A 19918-nucleotide genomic window follows, 5' to 3' on the forward strand; every position below is an offset into this window, starting at 1 on the left:
GGAACGGGCGCACATGGCTACCTTGCACACCCAGATCAACCCGCGCTCGGCGGAGTTCGCCGGCAACAGCGCGGCCATGCTCGAGCAGGTCACGAAACTGCGCGGCCTGATCACCCACATCGCGCAGGGCGGCGGGCCCAAGGCCCAGCAGCGGCACACCTCACGGGGCAAGCTGCTGCCGCGCGAGCGCATCGACCGCCTGCTCGACCCGGGTTCGGCGTTCCTCGAGATCGGCCAGCTGGCCGCCCATGAGGTGTACGGCGAAGACGTACCCGCCGCTGGCGTGATCGCCGGTATCGGCCGGGTCGAGGGCGTGGAGTGCATGATCGTGGCCAACGATGCCACGGTCAAAGGCGGCTCCTATTACCCGCTGACGGTGAAGAAGCACCTGCGCGCCCAGACCATCGCCCTGCAGAACCGCCTGCCGTGCATCTACCTGGTGGACTCCGGCGGCGCCAACCTGCCACGCCAGGACGAGGTGTTCCCGGACCGCGAGCACTTCGGGCGGATCTTCTTCAACCAGGCCAACATGAGTGCGCTGGGCATCCCGCAGATCGCCGTGGTGATGGGCTCGTGCACCGCCGGTGGCGCCTATGTGCCGGCCATGGCCGACGAGGCGATCATGGTGCGCCAGCAGGCGACCATCTTCCTGGCCGGCCCGCCCTTGGTAAAAGCGGCGACCGGTGAAGTGGTCAGCGCCGAGGACCTCGGCGGCGCCGACGTGCACTGCCGCACCAGCGGCGTGGCCGACCACTATGCCGACAACGATGAACACGCCCTGGCCATCGCCCGACGCAGCGTGGCCAACCTCAACTGGCACAAGCTCGGCAAACTGCAATGCCAGGCACCGATTGCACCGCTGTATGGCGCCGAAGAGTTGTATGGCGTGGTGCCGGCCGATGCCAAGCAGCCATTCGATGTGCGCGAGGTGATTGCGCGCCTGGTCGACGGCTCGGTGTTCGATGAGTTCAAGGCGCTGTTCGGCACTACTTTGGTATGTGGCTTCGCCCACCTGCACGGCTACCCGGTGGCGATCCTGGCCAACAACGGCATCCTGTTCGCCGAAGCTGCGCAAAAAGGCGCGCACTTCATCGAGCTGGCCTGCCAGCGCGGCATCCCGTTGCTGTTCCTGCAGAACATCACCGGTTTCATGGTCGGCAAGAAGTACGAAGAAGGCGGTATCGCCAAGCACGGCGCCAAACTGGTGACCGCGGTAGCCTGCGCCCAGGTGCCGAAGTTCACGGTGATCATCGGCGGCAGCTTCGGTGCCGGCAACTATGGCATGTGCGGTCGCGCCTACGACCCGCGCTTTTTGTGGATGTGGCCCAATGCGCGCATCGGCGTGATGGGTGCCGAACAGGCGGCCGGCGTGCTGGCCCAGGTCAAGCGCGAGCAGAGCGAGCGCAGCGGCGAAGTGTTCAGCCTGGAGGACGAGAAGAAGCTCAAGCAGCCGATCCTCGACCAGTACGAGCACCAGGGGCACCCCTACTACTCCAGCGCCCGGCTGTGGGACGACGGCGTCATCGACCCGGCGCAGACCCGCGACGTGCTCGGCCTGGCGCTGTCCGCCGCGCTGAACGCCCCGATCGAACAGAGCCGCTTCGGCATTTTCCGGATGTGACCCATGACCGATTTCGCCACTATCGAGCTGGAACACGACCCCCGCGGCTTCACCACCCTGTGGCTGAGCCGGGAAGACAAGAACAACGCCTTCAACGCGCAGATGATCCGCGAGCTGATCGTCGCGCTGGACAGGCTGGCCGAAGACAGCAGCCTGCGCTTTTTGCTGCTGCGTGGCCGTGGCCGGCATTTCAGCGCCGGCGCCGACCTGGCCTGGATGCAGCAGTCGGCGCAACTGGACTTCAATACCAATCTCGACGACGCCCACGAACTGGGCGAGCTGATGTATGCCCTGCACCGCCTCAAGGCCCCGACCCTGGCCGTGGTGCAAGGCGCGGCCTTTGGTGGCGCGCTGGGCTTGATCAGTTGCTGCGACATGGCCATCGGCGCCGAAGACGCGCAGCTGTGCCTGTCGGAAGTGCGCATCGGCCTGGCCCCGGCGGTGATCAGCCCGTTCGTGGTCAAGGCCATCGGCGAGCGCGCCGCACGCCGCTACGCCCTCACCGCCGAACGCTTCAGCGGGGTACGTGCCCGTGAACTGGGCCTGCTGGCCGAGGTGTACCCGGCCGGCGAGCTGGACGCCCAGGTCGAAGCCTGGGTGGACAACCTGCTGCACAACAGCCCCCAGGCCCTGCGCGCCACCAAGGACCTGCTGCGCGAAGTGGACGACGGCGAGCTGAGCCCGGCCCTGCGTCGCTATTGCGAAAACACCATCGCCCGCATCCGCGTCAGCGCCGAAGGCCAGGAGGGCCTGCGCGCCTTCCTGGAAAAACGCCGCCCCGCCTGGCAAACCGAACAGAAGAAGGAACCGCGCCCATGAGCCGTCCCACGTTGACCACCCTGCTGGTCGCCAACCGCGGCGAGATCGCCTGCCGGGTGATGCGCACCGCCAAGGCCCTGGGCCTGACCACCGTGGCCGTGCACAGCGCCACCGACCGCGACGCCCGCCACAGCCGCGAAGCCGATATCCGCGTCGACCTGGGCGGCAGCAAGGCCGCCGACAGCTACCTGGTGATCGACAAGCTGATCGCCGCGGCCAAGGCCAGCGGCGCCCAGGCCATCCACCCGGGCTACGGTTTCTTGTCGGAGAACGCCGGCTTCGCCCGCGCCATCGAACAGGCCGGGCTGATCTTCCTCGGCCCACCGGCCAGCGCCATCGACGCCATGGGCAGCAAGTCGGCGGCCAAGGCGCTGATGGAGGCTGCCGGCGTGCCGCTGGTACCGGGTTACCACGGTGAAGCGCAGGATATCGACACCTTCCGCGCCGCCGCCGAACGCATCGGCTACCCGGTGCTGCTCAAGGCCAGCGCCGGCGGTGGCGGCAAGGGCATGAAGGTGGTCGAGGAAGAAAGCCAGCTGGCCGACGCCCTGGCCTCGGCCCAGCGTGAAGCACAGTCGTCGTTCGGCGATGCGCGCATGCTGGTGGAAAAATATGTGCTCAAGCCACGCCATGTGGAAATCCAGGTGTTCGCCGACCAGCACGGCAATTGCCTGTACCTGAACGAGCGCGACTGCTCGATCCAGCGCCGCCACCAGAAAGTCGTGGAGGAAGCGCCAGCCCCGGGCCTGTCCCCGCAACTGCGCCAGGCCATGGGCCAGGCGGCGGTGCGCGCGGCCCAGGCCATCGGCTACGTGGGTGCTGGTACCGTGGAGTTCCTGCTCGACGCCCGTGGCGAGTTCTTCTTCATGGAGATGAACACCCGCCTGCAGGTGGAGCACCCGGTCACCGAGGCCATCACCGGCCTGGATCTGGTGGCCTGGCAGATTCGCGTCGCCTGTGGCGAAGCGCTGCCGATCACCCAGGAGCAGGTACCGCTGATCGGCCATGCGATCGAAGTGCGGCTGTATGCCGAGGATCCGGCCAACGAATTCCTGCCGGCCACCGGCACCCTGGCGCTGTACCGCGAGTCGGCGCCGGGTGAAGGGCGGCGGGTAGACAGCGGGGTCAGCGAGGGCGATGTGGTGTCGCCGTTCTACGACCCGATGCTGGGCAAGCTGATTGCCTGGGGCCAGGACCGCGAGCAGGCGCGCCTGCGGCTGCTGGCGATGCTCGATGAGTTCGCCATCGGTGGCTTGAAGACCAACATCGCCTTCCTGCGCCGTATCCTTGCGCACCCGGCGTTTGCTGCGGCAGAGCTGGATACGGGGTTCATTCCACGTCATCAGGAAGTTCTGCTGCCGGCGGTTGAAGCCTTGCCCGCGCCGTTCTGGGAAGCTGCCGCCGAAGCCTGGCTGCAAAGCGCGCCGGCCCTGCAACGCCAGGACGACCCGGCCTCGCCGTGGGCTGCCCGCGAGGGGCTGCGCCTGGGGCTGCCAGCGCGTAGCAGCCTGCATTTGCAGTGTGAGGGGCATGAGCAGGCGGTCGCCCTGGAGCGCACTGCGCCGTCTAACTACCAGCTTGTTGGGGAACAGCTGTGCCACGACCAGGGCGGCATCCGTCGTCGCCATCTGGCCGTGCGCCGGGGCGGTACCCTGTACCTGCAGTGGCAGGGTGAGTTGCATGCCGTCAGCGTGCATGACCCGATTGCTGCCGCTGAGGCCAGCCACAGCCATCAGGGCGGGCTCGGTGCGCCGATGAACGGCAGTATCGTGCGGGTGCTGGTGGAGCCGGGGCAGGTGGTGGAGGCAGGCACCGCGTTGGTGGTGCTGGAGGCGATGAAGATGGAGCACAGCATTCGGGCACCACATGGCGGGACGGTGAAGGCGCTGTTCTGTCAGGAGGGGGATATGGTCAGCGAGGGGACAGTGCTGGTCGAACTAGAGGAATAGGTCGCCAGGACCTTATCGCGGGGCAAGTCGCATCGGCGCACCGCCGCTCCCACGCTCTGAAGTGCCCGCAAGAACTGGTGCAGCGTGGGAGCGGCGGTGCGCCGACGCGACTTGCCCCGCGATGAGGCCCGCCCAAGCCTCTACAGCACCCCGTGCATCCGCACCACAACCCCCAGAAACTCGCACCCCTCCTCGCACAGCACGGTGGGATACAAGGTATTGAGCGGCCTGAGCATCCGCTGCCCACCCTCCTCGATCAACTCCCTCAGCACCGCTGGCTTGCCCGGTTGCCGGGCCACCACCAGCCGGCCTGGCGCAACCTCGATCCCGGCATCCACCAACACCAGCACGCCCTGCGGCAGGCTTCTGCCACTGGCGGCGTTCATCGAGTCATTCTCCACCGGTAACCAGAACGCATTGCCGGCAGGCATATAGCCAGTCAGTTCCTGGGTTTCACTGGACTCGGGCAGCGCGCCCTGCAAGTCGGCCCAGCTCAACACCGGGAAGCGGAAACTGGCATGGCGCATGGCATTGACCGAAAGCGGCCGGTCCACCGCGTAAACACCCCGGTCCTCGCGCGCCATGATGTCGCGCTCGACCACCATCACCCGCGCCTCCAGATACACCAGCCCAAGCTGCTCCAGCTTTTCGTTGACGGTCTCCAGGGTGGGCCGGCGCGTGCCACGCAACCAATGGCCGAGACCGCCTTGGGTCATCCCTAAGCGTTCGGCCAGTTGGTATTGCTTGAGGTTGTGCTCGTGCTTGTAGCGCGAGAGAAATTCGATCCAGTTTTCCATGGCTGTGAACGATACGGACTGGATGAATGGCTTCAATACACATCCTGAATTATCTTAGCAGATGCCAATAATACAGAATGACCTAACATCATTCGCTCATTGTCCTGGAACGGATTTCATAGGTGCAGTCATGAGCAATTCGAAAAAAGAAGAAACAGATCTCGACGAAGAGGCCGCCCGCCGCGCCCTCGACTTCTACCTCAACCCCACCCCCAACCCGTCAGAACTGCAGCGCCCACTGTGGACGCTGCGCGAAGGCGTCACTGGGGCTCAGGCGAACGAACACGCCCTGGCCCTGCTGCGCTGCGCAGCATCCACCGCTCAGGAAACAGGCGCCCATCTGCAGGGCACGACACGGGATGTGATATTTGCCCTGATGCACATGGTCAACATGGCGCGGGCCCTGCTGGAGCAGCGCCAAACCACGGAACAAGGGACGGTATAGAAGGGAGAACGTGATAGCCGACGAACGGCAAAAACCCCGTCTGCCGGGGACGAGGAGCGCGTCAGGAAGATTTTTTTACCGATAACAGGAAAAATCATTTGACTGGCAAATGATAACCATTATTATTGCGCTTAGCAGGTCGCGAGACCGGCTGGATAACCTGCAACGTCCTCAGGTCGGACGCTCAGATTATCTCCTCATCAGGCTAATCACGGTTTTTGACCCGGCTTTTTGCCGGGTCATTTTTTTTGGCTCTTCAGGCTAATGAAGATCGTTGATGCCGGCGATGATAGCAAAACTGTGTCAGGACGTGAACGCTCATTACAAATCTTTGCCGAATCAGCACTTGAGAATCAATCTCGTTAAGCTTAAGCTGATCTCGCGTCAAGGAAGATGCCCCCACTCCTCCCCCAATGAGCAAGGAGCTGTTCATGACCCGCTTGCTACTGCCCCTTGAGCATGAACCCCAAATCGCCGAGCAGCATGCTCAGGATAACCTGATGCATGCGCTCAAACGCCTGCCGCGCCGGGTGCAGCAAGTCTTTCTGCTCAACCGCCTCGACCAGCTGGGCTTCGCCGCCATCGCCGAACGCCTCGACCTGCCCTTGATCAGCATCGAACGCCACATGAACCAGGCCCTGCAGACCACCCGCGCGCAAGGCGACGCCGTGGCCAGCATTGCCGGGCAATGGTATGTGCGTCTGCAAAGCCCTGAAGTGACCGCCAGCGAACGCATCGACTTCCGCCGCTGGCTGGATGCGGCCCCCGAACATCTGCGCGCTTTCCAGCAAACCGAATTGCGCTGGCGCAGCCTGCTCGCGCCGGCACGCCAGCTGGGTGACGACGGCTGGTATCGGCAAGGGCGCGCCGCATTGTCGTTGGGCGGCTGTTCGATTGCGCTCGGGCTGGGTGTAGCCGCACTGGTGGCATTGGGTTTGTGGGCCTGAAGCCTTCGCGATCCTTGTAGGAGCGGCCTTGTGTCGCGATAGGGCCGCAACGCGGCCCCAGGATCTCAGCGTCACCGCGTAGATTGCTGGGGCCGCTACGCGCCCCTTTCGCGACGCAAGGCCGCTCCTACAAAGGGATCGCGTCAGCCCTTGAGAGCATTCGCTGCACAACGCCGCCACCATGCGGTGTACAGTACCGTCACAACAACGCCAAGACAGGAGACTGGCAATGACCGTGACGCTGTCCCCGCTGCACATCGACTGCGACTTCGATTCCGGCAACATCCTGGTGCTGGACGCCAGCAACCCCGCGCAGGTTCACCTGAACATCCGCCCGGACACCAACAGTGGCCACTTCCAGTGGTTCCACTTCAAGGTCAGTGGCCTCACCCCTGGCCAGGTCCATCGCTTCAGCCTGGATAACGCTGCCGAGTCTTCCTACAAGAATGCCTGGACCGGTTACCACGCCGTGGCCTCCTACGACCAGCAGACATGGTTCCGCGTGCCCAGCCAGTTCGACGGCAAGGCGCTGAGCTTCGAATTGAAAGCTGAGCAAGGTCAGGTGTGGTTCGCCTACTTCGAACCCTACCCCCGCGCCCGCCACAACCAGCTGATCGAACGTGCCCGGCAGATCCCCGGCGTAACGCTGCTGGCCAACGGGCGCAGCGTGCAGGGCCGTGACATCCCGCTGCTGCGTGCAGGCGACGGCGCCGCCGGCAAGCGCAAGCTGTGGATCATCGCTCAGCAGCACCCGGGCGAGCACATGGCCGAATGGTTCATCGAGGGCGTGATCGATCGCCTGCAGGCCAACGATAAAGTCATCCAGCAACTGCTGGCCAAGGCCGACCTGTACCTGATCCCCAACATGAACCCGGACGGCGCCTTCCTCGGCCACCTGCGCACCAACTTCAAGGGCAAAGACCTCAATCGCGCCTGGCAGGACGCCAGTGTCGAGCTGAGCCCCGAGGTGTTCTTCGCCCAGAGCCAGATGAAACTGCATGGCGTGGACGCCTTCGTCGATGCCCATGGCGACGAGGAAATCCCCCACGTGTTCACCGCTGCCTGCGAGGGCAACCCGGGTTACACGCCGCGCATCGCCAAACTGGAAGAGCAATTCCGCAGCACGCTGTGCAGCCTGACCAAGGACTTCCAGACCACGTATGGCTACACCCGCGACGAACCCGGCCAGGCCAACATGACCCTGGCTTGCAACGCCGTGGGCCAAGCCCATGACTGCCTGTCGCTGACCCTGGAGATGCCGTTCAAGGACCATGACGATGCGCCGAATCCGCGTACCGGCTGGTCCGGCGAGCGCTCGAAGGCGCTGGCGGGGGCGGTGCTGGAGACGCTGCTGAAGATGGTCGACGACCTGCGCTGATACCGTGGGAGCGGCGGTGCGCCGCTGCGACTTGCCCCGCGATTGGCGTCGGAATGCCTGGCATCGTTGCCTGATCTGACGCCAATCGCGGGGCAAGCCCGCTCCCACAACCACGATCACACCCGGCTCAGAACTGCACATCCAGGATCACATTGTCGAGATAGCTTCCCGCTGGCGGCGTGGCCTGGTCGGTGTACACCTTGGCGTTGTAGTTGAACGTCTGGCTCCCCGTGCCGGTGCCATTGCCGGGGTTCACATCGGCATCGCTGCTTGAGCGCCGCGCCGACGACAGTACCCCCCAGCGCACGCTGCCCCCACTCTTGAAGATGTCGTAGGCCAGGTAGTTGCCGGCGCTGGATTTCATCCGCCGTCGCCCGCCCGCCACGTTCTGCCCGTCATCCAGCCCCACCGTGTAGGCGCTGCCCTTGGTGCACGACAGGCTGATGTTCTGGTTCACCGTGCCGAACCCGGCCACCACCGGCGCGCTGGCGAAGTTGATGTTGGGGCTGGTGATCTGGCAGTCGTTGCTGACCGTGAGGCTGACGGTGAGGGTCTGGTTGCCGCTGCCGATATCCCGCCCCAGCACACAGACGCCCAAGGCGCCGACACCCGCGCAGTAGTTCCAGCTCCAGGCGATGTTCAGCGTCTCCTGGTACAGGCCTGCCGCCACGTTGGCGCCAATCACGGTCTTGAGGTACAGCGGCACGCTCTTGGGCACGGTGCCGTTGAGTAGCCCCAAGGCGTCGATGATGCCGTTGCGGGCGAAATCGAACTGCACGCCACGACTGATCGGGTAGCTGGTGGTGGCGTTGGCGTACAGCGTGTAGGGGATCACGTCACCCGTGGGCCCCACCAGCCCGCTGGTGCTGGAGGTGATGGTGGCATAGAAGTGATCGTTGGCGGCCAGCAGCGACAGCAACGAGCCCGTGCACTGCAGCCCCGCATTGGTGCTCGAGGCGCTCTGCACCGTGGTGCGCACCAGGGTCGAATTGATCGTGCCGAACGCCGCCGGCGCCGTCGCCACCGAGGAGCACAGCGCCCAGGCCGCGCCCGGCAGTATCCAGCCGGCCAGCAACCATCCGCAACGCGCCGCCGCCCTCACTGGCACACCAGTGGGCCGATCAGCGGGATCGGCCCCTCCCCGTCGGGCAGTTCGAACGCGACCTGGCATTGCCCGCCATCGGCCTTGTCCACCTGCAGATGATTGTTTGGCGACAGGTTCTCCAGGTACACCAGGCCATCCCAGCCCACCACCGCTTCGGCGCCACTTTCCCGGTGCAACACCCGGCTGCCCAGCTTGAGCTCCTGCTGGTTGCCGTCGACCAGCACCAGGCTCGCCGCCAGCACGCGCTTGAGCGGGAACTCCAGCAGATAGCCGCTGCCGCGGCGTACCGCCACGCGCTGCTCCACCTCCGGCGCCAGCACATCGGCCGGCAGCTCCATCGGGTCGATCTCGTATTTGCCGCGGTAGTAGCCGCTGCTGTAAGGCACCAGCAGGTGGCCGTTGCGGTCGGTGCGGCCGATCTGTTGGTTTTCGTAGCGCACCGGCACATCGGCATAACCGTTGGTGCTGACCACCACGAACGCGTCATCGATGCGGTTGGCGGCGAACAGCCCGGCGTCCATCAGCACCACCGAGCCGCTGGCGTCCGCCCAACGGGTCATCTGCTCGGGGTTGCCATACAGCCCGGCCTGCAGCTGCACCGACTGCAGCCGCCAGGTCAGGTCGGCCTGGCGATAGTCACCGCTGGTGCCGCCCGTGGCATAGCCGAGGTTGTAGCCGACGCCGCCGCCCACCGGCACCGCGTGGCTGTAGTTGACCCGTTGCAGGTCCTGGCCGTCCTTGCTGCGTTCGGCGCTGAAGGCCAGGGTGCCGTGCAGGTCGAAGGGGATCACCAGTTGCGCCTGCACTGCCCACTGGCTGTCGCCGACATCGCGGTTGGCCGACAGGTACAGGCTGCTGTTGCCCCACAACGGCTTGCTCCAGCTCAGGTTGATCAGCCGGGTGCGCGTGCCATCGCCGGCCCGTACGTCGAAATAGCCGGCGCCCAGGCTGCCGTAGCTGTCCAGGTTGAGGCTCACGGTGGCCTGTTCGCTGCGCCGGCTCAGCCGGGTGTAGGGATTGTCCACCAGCGACAGGTCGGCATAGTCGCCATGGCGCTCGATGCGCTGGTAGTTGAAGCCCAGCCGGCGGCTGTTGTACTGGTAGCCCAGCGCCACCTGCTGGCCGGTGTCGCCGTCGAAACGGCTCTGGGCCACGGCGGCGTTGAGCACCCCGAAGGTGCCCAGTTGCAGGTTGCCGCCCAGGCCGCCCAGCACCATCGACTCGGCAGTTTCGGCATGGGTCTCGACGGTGAAGTAGTCGGTCAGGCCATGGCGCAGGCTCGCCGAGGCGACGCCCGGCCCATAGGCAAAATCGCGCACGGCGTAATCGCGGCGCAGGCTGCCGGCAGCCACCGAGTAATCGGTCAGGCCTTTGGCCAACAGGCTGCTGGTGACATAGAACGGCAAGGTGGTCGACACCTGCCGGCCCAGGGCATCGGTGGTCACCACCACCGCTTCGCCGGCACCGTTGATGAACGGCACATTGGTCAGGGTGTAAGGGCCCGGCTGCAGCTCGGTGGTACTGCTCTTGTAGCCATTGATGAACAGGTCCAGCGAGGTGGGCACCGCCGCCTCACCGGCGAAGGCCGGCAGCGGGTAGGTGACCAGGTCGGGACGCGCCCCGAAGTCGCGGGACAGCTGCAAGCCACCGATACGCACCGAGGTGCTCCAGGGCAAGGCGCCGGTGACCAGGTCGCCGGCTTCATAGGTCAGCAGGCGCTGCTCGTCGGTGTAGCGGAAGGTGGTGTCGTAGCGCAAGAAACCCTGCCGGGTATCGCTTTGCGCACCGTTGAACGCCTGGCGCCACTGTCCGGTGGTGGAAAACGTGCCCCAATCGTCGAACAGCCGCAGCTCGTTCCAGGCGGCCAGGTAAGTACCACCGTCATCGGTGTCGTTAAGGTAGGCGTCGTAGTTGAACAAGGCACCGAAGCTGGTGCGGGTATCGCTGGCCGGGTACAGACTGCGCCCGCCCACCTGCTGGTCGGGCAGCCAGGTCGCCGGCACCTGCAGCAGCAGGCGCTGGTTCTGGCTGTCGTAGTCGGTGTGCAGGCCGGCAATGGCGTCCAGCGCCACCTCGCCCTGGGGCTCGCCGGGCAGTTTGATGCCGGCCGCGCGCAACACGTCGCTGTCCAGGTACAGGCGCCCGGCGCGCTGCTGCACCGGCACCAGCTCAGCCTTGCCCACCTGGTTCACCAACAGGTCGAGGTACAGCGTGGCATCGGTGATGGCGGCCTGCTCGGTAGGTGGCGGCGGCAATTCGTCGGCCACGCCCGCACCGGGCACCAGTACCGCCAGGCCCAGCCACACGCGGTGCGCTGCCACCCGCACCCAATTCACGCACGATGTCCAACCATTGGTGGGTCCTCCCTGGCCCCTGTCGTTCGTTCAATGCCGCGTCACTGCCCTTGCCGGATGGCTTGCGCAACCTCCTGACCGTTGACCCGCCCCTTGAGCACACTGGCCGCACCGGGTGCGGCCGGCACCGGCCAGCGCATGCTCGCGCCCGGCAGCACATACCCCAGCAGCCCCTCGACCAGGGGTTTGTCCTGCCCGCCTTGCTGCAACACCACATCGGTGAGCCGGGCGTGTACCGGGCCGGTATTACGCAGTTCGACATAGGGCTTGCCCTGCACCGTTACCGCGCGCCAGCTCAACTGTGGCTTGCCCACGCCCTCGGCACTGCGCTTGCCGTCCGGGTCGGGCTTGCCCCACAACCCTTCGCCATAGACGAACAACGGCACCGAATAGCGCATCTGCAGGCGGATTGCCGCCTTCGGCCCGTCACTGGCGGTGTCGGCCGGCAGCGGCGACGGGATTTCGTCGATGATGATGCGGTAGGCCTGCTCCTGGCCGGCCGGCGAGCTGCCGGTGCGGGTCAGGCGAATCAGTTGCTTCTGCCCCGGCGCGATGTTGGCCACCGGCGGGCTGCCGATGATTTCGCGCTGGGCCTGGAACTGCTCCTGGTACTCACCCTGGCGCCAGGCGAACACCCGCACCTGCAGGCTGGCCGGCGCCGAACCACGGTTTTCCAGCCACAGCGCGCCGGCCTTCTGTTCAGCCTCCAGCACCGGGTCGATCGGCCAGATCAGCACCGACGTCGCCGCCATGGCCTGGGTACCGACCAGCAGCATCCCGAATAGCGTTTGCGCCAGTTTCGCGCTTGCCCCCATGCCCCTCTCCTTCTGCATCCCTTGGTTCACGGCGCTGGCGTCACCAGCTCACCGTCACTTGCACCACATCGGTATAGGTCCCCGCCGGCAGACTGCCGGGCAAGGTGGTGCGACCGTAGACCGGCAACTTGATCGCCGTCGGGTCGCTGTAGCTCAGGGTGACGCTGCTGCCGATGGCCAGGCTCTGGCTGAAGGCGGCGTCGCGGTACAGCTGGTAGGCCAGCAGCTGGCTGCCGCCGCTGCGCTTGAGGTTGCGGGTGCCGCTGGCGCTGTTCTGGCCGCCGTCCAGGCTCATGCTCATGGCCACCCCGGGGGTGCACTGGAAGGTCACCGTGGTGCCGCCGAGCGAAGTGCTCAAGGTGGCCGTGGACAATGCCGAACTGGTGCCGAAGTCCAGCACGCCATAGGTGGTCACCCCGCCGACCACCAGGCAGCCGGCAACGATCTGCGCGCTCACCTGGAAGGTACTGCCGGTCGCGGCCAACGCGCCTTGCGCCAACAACAGGCCCAGCCCTGCACCCGCCAGCCGCCATGCGCTCGGCATGACTCAGAAGCTCAGCTCGACCGCCACCGTGTCGGTGTACACCCCGGCCGGCAGGCCCGCCTTGCCGCGCGCCTGGCCATACAGGTTGACGGTCTGCGCCACGCCGGTGCTGGTCGGCAGGGTGATGGTGCCGTCGATCGCCAGCGGGGTCGTGTGCCCCGCGTCGGTATAGAAGTCATAGGGCACGAAGTTGCCGGAGCCATCGGCCAGCGCGCGGGTACCGCCGGTTGACTGTCCGTCGTGGGATCCGGCCCGCACCTTGATCACCGGTATCGTGCCCGCAGAGCAGAGGATGCTCATGGCACCGCCGCCACCACCGAGCACTTGCCCGTTGGCCGTGGTGAACAGTGAATCCTGGGTGCCGAAATTGAGGTTGCCGAAGTTCAGCCCCGAAGTGCCGCCAACGCCGTTGACCTGGCAGGCGGCGGTCAGCGTCAGGGTCGAGCTGATGGTGCCGGTGACGGTGGCCGCCTGGGCCTGGGCAGCCAGCGCCAGGCCAAGGCCGACGAGGATGCAGCGAGTCATGTGCATGGGCATGAGGGTCTCCTTGCGTGTTACCAGTCCAGTGTCACCCTGAGGGTGTCGCGGTACAGCCCGGCAGGCAGCGCGCGCGGTTGCGCGACCACCACGCCGTAGATAGGCACAGGCACCTGTTGCGTGCCGCTGATGGTGAAGGTACGGGCCTGGCCGACCACATAGCGGCCGTTGCCGCTGGGGTCGACCGCCAGTTGATAGGGGATCAGTTCACGGCCATTGCTCAGCCGGCGCACGCCGTCGCTGCCATTGAGCCCGCCATTGATCCGCACGCTGAACGCACGCACCTGCGGCGAGCAACTGATCTGCAGGCTGCCCTCGCCGCCTGCCTCGTCCACCCGGCTGGTCAGCGGCTGGTCCCAGGTCGGCCCGCGGGCGCCGAAGTCGATCAGCCCGGGGTTGCCCAGCGACGCCGGCTGCTGGCCGCTGTCGATCTGGCAGGCAGCACTGATCACCAGGCGGGCCTGGATGAAGCCGGTGCTGGTGCCATGGGCGGCACCACTGGGCAACAACAGCGGGCCGAGGGTGAGCAGCAGTAGCGAAGTGCGTTGCAGCGCGTCCTTGTGCATGGTGGCGTGGCTCCTCACCAGGTGACCGTGACTTTGAGCAGGTCGGCGTACAGGCCTGCGCGCGGCACCCAGGCCAGGCTGTCGATCCGCGCGAACAGGGGCAGTTCCACCGAACCGCTGCCCGGCACCCGCGCCGACTGCGCCACCCCCACCTCGAGCGGCTCGCGCCAGGCGGCGTCGCGGTACAGGCGGTACGGGATCGGCTTGGCCTGGCGGTCGTCACTGGCCAGGTAACGCAGCGCACCGGTGCCGCCATGCTGGCCGCCATCGACGCGCACTTGATAGGGGGTATCGGGGTTGCACTCCAGGCGCGGCGGGCGCTGGCTGAACAATGCGCCACTCAAGGGCGAGTCCGGTCCGTCCAGCCGGGCTGCGCTGCCCAGGTCGATCACCCCGAGGGCCTGGGCACCTGCCTCGCGCTGCTGGCCGACCAGCATGCAGCCGCGCTGCACGCGTACCTGCACGTCAACGAGAAACTCTGCAGCCACGGCACTGCCGCTCAACCACAGGCCCAACAGCGCGGCCATCAAGCGTTGCATCAGCGGTCGATCCTTGTCTGGAAGGGTTGAGCTTGAGCGTAGCAGCGCGATCGGATCCGAACAGCCGCGGGATCCCCCTCTTTGGCATTAATGAAAAGGGCTGGCAAGGCGTGGGAAACAGGCGTCAATCTCTGAGAAATTTCACCCTGCCCCCGGGCGTGCATCAGTACGTCCCACACGCCAAAACACCTTGTTCCGACAAAAACATCCAGCCTTCTGTTACCTTCATGTTTCGTGCATGGACGGAACCTGCAGGAGATACCTTTGAGCATCACCCCTGACCCGCTCGACCAAGCCATCGAGCGTTGCGCCCAGGAACCGATTCAGGTGCCTGGCAGCATCCAGCCCCAAGGCTTCCTGCTGGTACTGGACGAGCATGACCTGCGCATCCTGCAGGCCAGCGAAAACATCAAGCAATGGTTGGGCAGGTCAGCCAGCAAGCTGCTTGGCCAGGCCCTGCCCACACTACTCGACAGTACCTTCGACCTGCGTCGCCAGCTGGGCCGCCTGCCCGTTGACGAAGTCTTCCCCTTTCATATCGGTGATGTGCGCCTGCACGAGCAAGCGCCCTGCCAGGCCACGCTGCGGGTGCTGGCCCACCGCCACGACCAGGTGCTCATCCTCGAATTCGAAACCTGTCGCGAAACGGACGCCCAGCAAGGCGACTACTACCCGCTGGTACGTGCGTTCATCAGCACCTTGCACCAGGCCACCAGCATCGAAGAACTGCTGCAGCGAGCGGTGCGGCAGATCAAGCGCATCACCGGCTTCGGCCGGGTCAAGGCCTACAGTTTCGATGCCCAGGGCACCGGCACGGTGCTCGCCGAGGACGCCGACCCCGGCTACCCGCGCTACCTGGGCCAGTGCTTCCCGGCCTCGGACATCCCGCGCCAGGCCCGTGAGCTTTACCGCATCAACCGCATCCGGGTGATCGAGGACGCCGACTACCAGCCCTCCCCGCTGCTGCCTGCCACCAACCCGCGCACCGGCAAGGCCCTGGACATGAGTTTCGCGACGTTGCGCAGCGTCTCGCCGGTGCACCTGCAGTACATGCGCAACATGGGCACCCAGGCCTCGATGTCGCTGTCGATCGTGGTCGATGACCAGCTCTGGGGGCTGATCTCCTGCCACCACGACCAACCCCGCGCGGCTGGCGTGCAGACCCGCACCGCCTGCGAACTGCTGGCCAATGTGCTGTCGCTGCAGATCGAAGCCCACGAACAGCACGCCAGCACGCGCCGGCTACTCGACCTGCGCCAGCACATCGTGCGCATGGTCACGTCGATGGCCGACCACGACAGCGTCAGCGCAGGCTTGCTGGCCCTGCCCGAGGTGATGCTGCAGTTTGCCGGGGCTTCGGGCGCGGCGATCATCAGCGCCGAGCGCTGCGACCTGATTGGCAAAACGCCACCGGCGGCGCAGGTCAATGCCCTGGTGCGTTGGCTGGGCGAGCGTGGCGACGAGACGCTGTTCCACACCGACAATGCACGCCGCGACGTCGAAGCGCTACCAGAGCTGGCCGAGCATGCCGCCGGCGTGCTGGCGGTGGCCATCTCGCAGCTGCAATCGCACTACCTGCTGTGGTTCCGTCCCGAACAGGCACACACGGTGAACTGGGCCGGGCGCCCGGAAAAACAGGCAGGCCCGTTGGGCAACCTCAATCCCCGGCACAGTTTCGACTGCTGGCAGCAGGAAGTCCGTGATTTCAGTGCCGCCTGGGACCCGCTGATTATCGAAGCCGCGACCAAACTGCGCGGCGCGGTGCTGGGCATTGTCCTGCGCAAGGCCGAGGAACTGGCGCAGCTGGCGGGCGAGCTGAAGCGTTCGAACCAGGAACTTGAGGCGTTCTCCTACAGCGTGTCCCATGATTTGCGCGCACCGCTGCGGCACATCGCCGGCTACAGCGAGTTGTTGGGCGAGGTCGAAGGCGCGCAGTTGACCGAGCGTGGCAAGCGCTTCCTCGGCCATATCGAGGAGGCCGCGCAGTTTGCCGGCACCCTGGTCGACAACCTGCTCAACTTCTCGCAGATGGGCCGCTCGGCGCTGCGCCTGTGCGATGTCGACTTGAATGCGCTGGTCGAGGTGATCCGCACGGAGTTGGCACCGGACTACGCCGGGCGAACGATCAGCTGGACGGTGGCGCCACTGCCCAGGGTGATCGCCGACCCGGCGTTCATCAACATGGTCCTGCACAACCTGATCGCCAACGCCATCAAGTACAGCCGTGGCCGCGAATCCGCCCATATCGAGATCGGCGCCGTGCGCCACCGCCACGAAACCGAGGTGTACGTGCGCGACAACGGGGTAGGCTTCGACATGGCCTATGTCGACAAGCTGTTCGGCGTGTTCCAGCGTCTGCACCGCATGGAGGAGTTCGAAGGCACCGGTATCGGCCTGGCCAGCGTGCGGCGGATCATCGAGCGCCACGATGGCCGGGTGTGGGCCACCGGCCGGCTCGGCCAGGGCGCCAGCTTCCACTTCACCCTCCCTCACCAACCGACGACTGCCTGAGGCCGCTGACGATCATGCTCAAGCCCATCCTGCTGGTCGAAGACAATCCCAGGGACCTGGAGCTGACCCAGCTGGCACTGGAGCGCAGCCAGCTGGCCAACGAAGTGATCGTCCTGCGCGACGGTGCCGATGCCCTGGACTACCTGTTGCGGCGCAACACTTACGCCGGGCGTGCCGAGGGTAACCCGGCCGTGATGCTGCTCGACCTCAAACTGCCCAAGGTCGATGGCCTGGAGGTGCTGGCGCAGGTGCGCGCCCACCCGCAGTTGCGCAGCATTGCGATCGTCATGCTGACCTCGTCCCAGGAACAGCCCGATCTGCAGCGCGCCCATGAACTGGGCGTCAGCGCTTATCTGGTCAAACCCGTGGAGTTCAAGGACTTCGTCAGCGCCATCGCCGGCCTCAAGGTGTTCTGGGCACTGCTCGACGAACCCGCGCCCGGCGCGAAGCACCTGAACCACTGAGGCCGGCACGATGCAGCAAACACCGTTGAAACTGCTGATGGTCGAAGACAGCAGCATGGATGCCGAACTGATCCTGTTACGCCTGGAGCGCAGCGGGCTGCAGGTGCAGCCACAGCGGGTGTTCGAGCATGTCGGTGCCGAGCAGGCCCTGCGCGAAGGCCGCTTCGACCTGATCCTCTGCGACTGCGTGCTGCCGAGTTCGTCCGGCGCCGACGTCTTGGCCACGGCCCAGCGCCTGGCACCGGACGTACCGTTCATCTTCCTCTCCGGTATCTACGGCGAAGAACACGCAGTAGAGATGATCCGCCTGGGTGCCACCGACTATGTGCTGAAGAAGAACCTGCCACTGCTGCCCAAGGCCGTGCGTCGGGCCTTGGGCGAAGTGCAGGAGCGTCAACGCCGGCGCCACGCCGAACAAGCCCTGGCGGATGTGCAGGCACGCGCGCGCTTCGCCATCGACGCCGCTGGCATGGGCACCTGGGACTATCAGCCGCAGGATGGCCTGATGCGTTGGGATGAACGCTGCAAGATGCTGTTCGGCGTGCCGCTCGACACCACAATGAACCTCGACCTGTTCTATGCCGGCGTTTACCCCGATGACCTGCCGCGGGTGCGCGAGGCGGTCGATCAAGCCATGCAGCCGGACAGTGATGGCAGTTACCGGGTTGAGTTCCGCATCGCCCAGCCCGGCGGCCTGGAGCCACGCTGGCTGCTGTCCAGCGGCCAGACCCAGTTCAGCGAAGGCCGCTGCGTACGGTTTTCCGGGGTGCTGCAGGACATCCACAACCAGCGCCAGGCCACCCGTGCCCTGGAGCAACTCAATGAAATGCTCGGTGAGCGCGTCGAGCGCCGCACCCGCGAGCGCGACCGCGCCTGGGAGTTGTCCCAGGACTTGCTGGCAGTACTGAACAAGGACCTCACCCCCGTGGCGCTGAACCCGGCCTGGGAGGCCTGCCTGGGCTTCAGCCGTGAACGCCTGGGGCAGATCTCGCTGCTGCAGTTGCTGCCTGAGGATGATCAGGATGCTTTGCTCGCACAGCTCGCCACCTTGTCGCTCGGCCACAGCAGTGCACGCTTCATCGGTCGCATCCTGCACGCCAGCGGCCAACAGCGCTGGCTGTCCTGGGTGGTGGTGGCGGACGACACGCTGTTGCACGTAGTAGCCCGCGACATCAGCAGCGAGCGCGAAGCCGCCCTGGAGCTGGCCGAGGCCAACGAACGCCTGCGCGAGCAGATTGCCGAACGTGAGCGCGTCGAGGCCGCGCTGCAGCAGATGCAACGGCTGGAAGCGGTCGGCCAGCTCACCGCCGGGGTGGCCCACGATTTCAACAACCTGCTGACGGTCATTCTCACCGGCGCCAGTTTCCTGCAGAACGAGCTGGATAACGGCCGGCTGGACAACGCCGGCAAGCGTCTGCAGAACATTCGCGAGGCCGGCGAGCGCGGCGCCAAGTTGACCGCGCAACTGTTGGCATTCTCGCGCAAGCAGCGCCTGGAGCCTGTGGCGTTGGACCTCAACCGGACCCTGTCCGGGCTGGAGGAGTTGCTGCGACGTACCCTGGGTGGCAGCATCTCGGTACGCCTGGAGCTCGACACCCAGCTGTGGCAAGCGCTCACCGACCCGACCCAGACCGAGATGACCATCCTCAACCTGGCGATCAACGCTCGCGATGCCATGCCCGGCGGCGGCCAACTGACCCTGGCCACCCGCAACACCCGTATCAGCGCCCCGCCGCGCAACCCGCAAGACCCGGAGCCCGGTGAGTACGTGATGTTGAGCATTCGCGACAGCGGTTGCGGCATGAGCGAAGAGGTCGCGGCCAAGGTGTTCGAGCCGTTCTTTACCACCAAGGGCGTCGGCAAGGGCTCGGGGCTGGGCCTGGCCCAGGTATTCGGCTTCGCCAAGCAATCCGGTGGCGGCGTGAGCCTGCAGAGCACACCAGGGCGCGGCACCCAGGTCAGCGTGTACCTGCCCGCCGTCCGGGTACAGGCCAGCGCCGCGCAGCCGGACCCGTCCAGGGCCTGCAGCCTGCTGGCCGATGGCGGCAACCGCCACATCCTGCTGGTGGATGACGACCATCTGGTACGTGAATTGATTGGCGATCTGTTGCGCCGCCTGGGCTACCAGGTACGCGAGGCGCACAGCGGCGAACAAGCCCTGGCCCAGATCGACGAACGCACCGACCTGCTGCTCACCGACTTCGCCATGCCAGAGTTCAATGGCGCGCAACTGGCCCTGGCGGCCCGCGAACGTTTTCCGAAACTGCCGGTAGTGTTCCTCACCGGCTACGCCGAGCTGGACAACATGGAGCTGCCGAACAGCCTGTTGATCCAGAAACCGGTGCACGAACACGTGCTGGCCCTGGCACTGGCCGAGCTGCTGAAAAACCGGGGAACAGAAACGAAAAAATCGCCCTGAGGCGATAGCGTGATACTGCGTAGAGATAGAGAAAATGGCAGGGGCGGCTGGATTCGAACCAACGCATGGCAGGATCAAAACCTGCTGCCTTACCGCTTGGCGACGCCC

Annotated in this window: 17 protein-coding genes; 9 read left to right on the plus strand and 8 right to left on the minus strand. The window is 65.9% G+C overall.

Going from position 1 to position 19918, the window contains the following annotated elements:
- Positions 1-13 precede the first annotated feature (13 nt).
- From F6X61_RS10265 to F6X61_RS10275, 3 genes are read left to right on the plus strand one after another with little or no spacing between them, the layout of a single operon-like run.
- Positions 14-1621 (plus strand): carboxyl transferase domain-containing protein, encoded by a 1608-nt coding sequence (locus tag F6X61_RS10265; RefSeq protein WP_153786540.1) that lies wholly within the window; start codon positions 14-16, stop codon positions 1619-1621.
- 3 nt (positions 1622-1624) lie between these two features.
- Positions 1625-2440: a gamma-carboxygeranoyl-CoA hydratase gene (locus F6X61_RS10270; protein WP_153786541.1), complete on the plus strand. Its 816-nt coding sequence runs from the start codon at positions 1625-1627 to the stop codon at positions 2438-2440.
- Entirely contained in the window at positions 2437-4389 is a 1953-nt protein-coding gene (locus F6X61_RS10275) for an acetyl/propionyl/methylcrotonyl-CoA carboxylase subunit alpha (protein WP_153786542.1), read from the plus strand. The genes F6X61_RS10270 and F6X61_RS10275 overlap by 4 nt, the downstream gene beginning before the upstream one ends.
- A 140-nt stretch (positions 4390-4529) precedes the next feature.
- On the opposite strand, the gene F6X61_RS10280 is transcribed toward F6X61_RS10275, so the two are convergent.
- The gene (locus F6X61_RS10280; protein ID WP_153786553.1) at positions 4530-5186 is read right to left on the minus strand and encodes a LexA family transcriptional regulator; all 657 of its coding nucleotides are present in this window, start codon (positions 5184-5186) and stop codon (positions 4530-4532) included.
- 130 nt (positions 5187-5316) lie between these two features.
- Here F6X61_RS10280 and F6X61_RS10285 point away from each other — a divergent pair, with 130 nt between their 5' ends.
- From F6X61_RS10285 to F6X61_RS10295, 3 genes are all read left to right on the plus strand, one after another.
- Positions 5317-5631 carry a DUF6124 family protein gene (locus F6X61_RS10285; RefSeq protein ID WP_153786543.1) on the plus strand — a complete coding sequence of 105 codons (315 nt, stop codon included), beginning with the start codon at positions 5317-5319 and terminating at the stop codon, positions 5629-5631.
- A 431-nt stretch (positions 5632-6062) separates the two neighbouring features.
- On the plus strand, positions 6063-6578 hold the full coding sequence (locus F6X61_RS10290) for a DUF4880 domain-containing protein (protein WP_153786544.1): 516 nt from the start codon (positions 6063-6065) through the stop codon (positions 6576-6578).
- A gap of 229 nt (positions 6579-6807) precedes the next feature.
- On the plus strand, positions 6808-7956 hold the full coding sequence (locus F6X61_RS10295) for a M14-type cytosolic carboxypeptidase (protein WP_153786545.1): 1149 nt from the start codon (positions 6808-6810) through the stop codon (positions 7954-7956).
- Positions 7957-8083: 127 nt separating this feature from the next.
- Here F6X61_RS10295 and F6X61_RS10300 read toward each other — a convergent pair whose 3' ends face one another.
- From F6X61_RS10300 to F6X61_RS10330, 7 genes are all read right to left on the minus strand, one after another.
- A complete protein-coding gene (locus F6X61_RS10300; RefSeq protein WP_256671346.1) occupies positions 8084-9058 on the minus strand; it encodes a spore coat U domain-containing protein in 975 nt (324 codons plus the stop codon).
- The gene (locus F6X61_RS10305; RefSeq protein WP_371923684.1) at positions 9055-11382 is read right to left on the minus strand and encodes a fimbria/pilus outer membrane usher protein; all 2328 of its coding nucleotides are present in this window, start codon (positions 11380-11382) and stop codon (positions 9055-9057) included. The genes F6X61_RS10300 and F6X61_RS10305 overlap by 4 nt, the downstream gene beginning before the upstream one ends.
- Positions 11383-11456: 74 nt before the next feature.
- Entirely contained in the window at positions 11457-12230 is a 774-nt protein-coding gene (locus tag F6X61_RS10310) for a molecular chaperone (RefSeq protein ID WP_153786547.1), read from the minus strand.
- A gap of 40 nt (positions 12231-12270) precedes the next feature.
- A complete protein-coding gene (locus tag F6X61_RS10315; RefSeq protein ID WP_153786548.1) occupies positions 12271-12774 on the minus strand; it encodes a spore coat U domain-containing protein in 504 nt (167 codons plus the stop codon).
- A 3-nt stretch (positions 12775-12777) separates the two neighbouring features.
- A complete protein-coding gene (locus F6X61_RS10320; protein ID WP_153786549.1) occupies positions 12778-13311 on the minus strand; it encodes a spore coat U domain-containing protein in 534 nt (177 codons plus the stop codon).
- Between the two features lie 17 nt (positions 13312-13328).
- Positions 13329-13862 (minus strand): spore coat U domain-containing protein, encoded by a 534-nt coding sequence (locus F6X61_RS10325; RefSeq protein ID WP_153786555.1) that lies wholly within the window; start codon positions 13860-13862, stop codon positions 13329-13331.
- Between the two features lie 29 nt (positions 13863-13891).
- Positions 13892-14416, minus strand: a complete 525-nt coding sequence (locus F6X61_RS10330) for a spore coat U domain-containing protein (RefSeq protein ID WP_371923683.1) — start codon at positions 14414-14416, stop codon at positions 13892-13894.
- Positions 14417-14686: 270 nt separating this feature from the next.
- On the opposite strand from F6X61_RS10330, the gene F6X61_RS10335 reads away from it, so the two are divergent.
- Genes F6X61_RS10335 through F6X61_RS10345 form a run of 3 tightly spaced genes read left to right on the plus strand, consistent with a single transcriptional unit; the run spans position 14687 to position 19810 of the window.
- Positions 14687-16927 carry an ATP-binding protein gene (locus F6X61_RS10335; RefSeq protein ID WP_153786556.1) on the plus strand — a complete coding sequence of 747 codons (2241 nt, stop codon included), beginning with the start codon at positions 14687-14689 and terminating at the stop codon, positions 16925-16927.
- 14 nt (positions 16928-16941) lie between these two features.
- On the plus strand, positions 16942-17391 hold the full coding sequence (locus F6X61_RS10340; protein WP_153786551.1) for a response regulator: 450 nt from the start codon (positions 16942-16944) through the stop codon (positions 17389-17391).
- A gap of 10 nt (positions 17392-17401) precedes the next feature.
- Positions 17402-19810 carry a hybrid sensor histidine kinase/response regulator gene (locus F6X61_RS10345; protein WP_153786552.1) on the plus strand — a complete coding sequence of 803 codons (2409 nt, stop codon included), beginning with the start codon at positions 17402-17404 and terminating at the stop codon, positions 19808-19810.
- The last annotated feature ends 108 nt before the right edge of the window (positions 19811-19918 follow it).

Source organism: Pseudomonas sp. EMN2 (assembly GCF_009650555.1).
In the GTDB taxonomy this organism is placed as follows: Bacteria; Pseudomonadota; Gammaproteobacteria; order Pseudomonadales; family Pseudomonadaceae; genus Aquipseudomonas; species Aquipseudomonas sichuanensis.

Coding starts and splice junctions, on each gene's coding strand:
- F6X61_RS10265 (WP_153786540.1), top strand. CDS start 14: ATGGCTACCTTGCACACCCAGATCAACCCGCGCTCGGCGGAGTTCGCC.
- F6X61_RS10340 (WP_153786551.1), top strand. CDS start 16,942: ATGCTCAAGCCCATCCTGCTGGTCGAAGACAATCCCAGGGACCTGGAG.
- F6X61_RS10345 (WP_153786552.1), top strand. CDS start 17,402: ATGCAGCAAACACCGTTGAAACTGCTGATGGTCGAAGACAGCAGCATG.
- F6X61_RS10315 (WP_153786548.1), bottom strand. CDS start 12,774: ATGCCGAGCGCATGGCGGCTGGCGGGTGCAGGGCTGGGCCTGTTGTTG.
- F6X61_RS10320 (WP_153786549.1), bottom strand. CDS start 13,311: ATGCCCATGCACATGACTCGCTGCATCCTCGTCGGCCTTGGCCTGGCG.
- F6X61_RS10310 (WP_153786547.1), bottom strand. CDS start 12,230: ATGGGGGCAAGCGCGAAACTGGCGCAAACGCTATTCGGGATGCTGCTG.
- F6X61_RS10280 (WP_153786553.1), bottom strand. CDS start 5,186: ATGGAAAACTGGATCGAATTTCTCTCGCGCTACAAGCACGAGCACAAC.
- F6X61_RS10270 (WP_153786541.1), top strand. CDS start 1,625: ATGACCGATTTCGCCACTATCGAGCTGGAACACGACCCCCGCGGCTTC.
- F6X61_RS10295 (WP_153786545.1), top strand. CDS start 6,808: ATGACCGTGACGCTGTCCCCGCTGCACATCGACTGCGACTTCGATTCC.
- F6X61_RS10285 (WP_153786543.1), top strand. CDS start 5,317: ATGAGCAATTCGAAAAAAGAAGAAACAGATCTCGACGAAGAGGCCGCC.
- F6X61_RS10275 (WP_153786542.1), top strand. CDS start 2,437: ATGAGCCGTCCCACGTTGACCACCCTGCTGGTCGCCAACCGCGGCGAG.
- F6X61_RS10290 (WP_153786544.1), top strand. CDS start 6,063: ATGACCCGCTTGCTACTGCCCCTTGAGCATGAACCCCAAATCGCCGAG.
- F6X61_RS10330 (WP_371923683.1), bottom strand. CDS start 14,416: ATGCAACGCTTGATGGCCGCGCTGTTGGGCCTGTGGTTGAGCGGCAGT.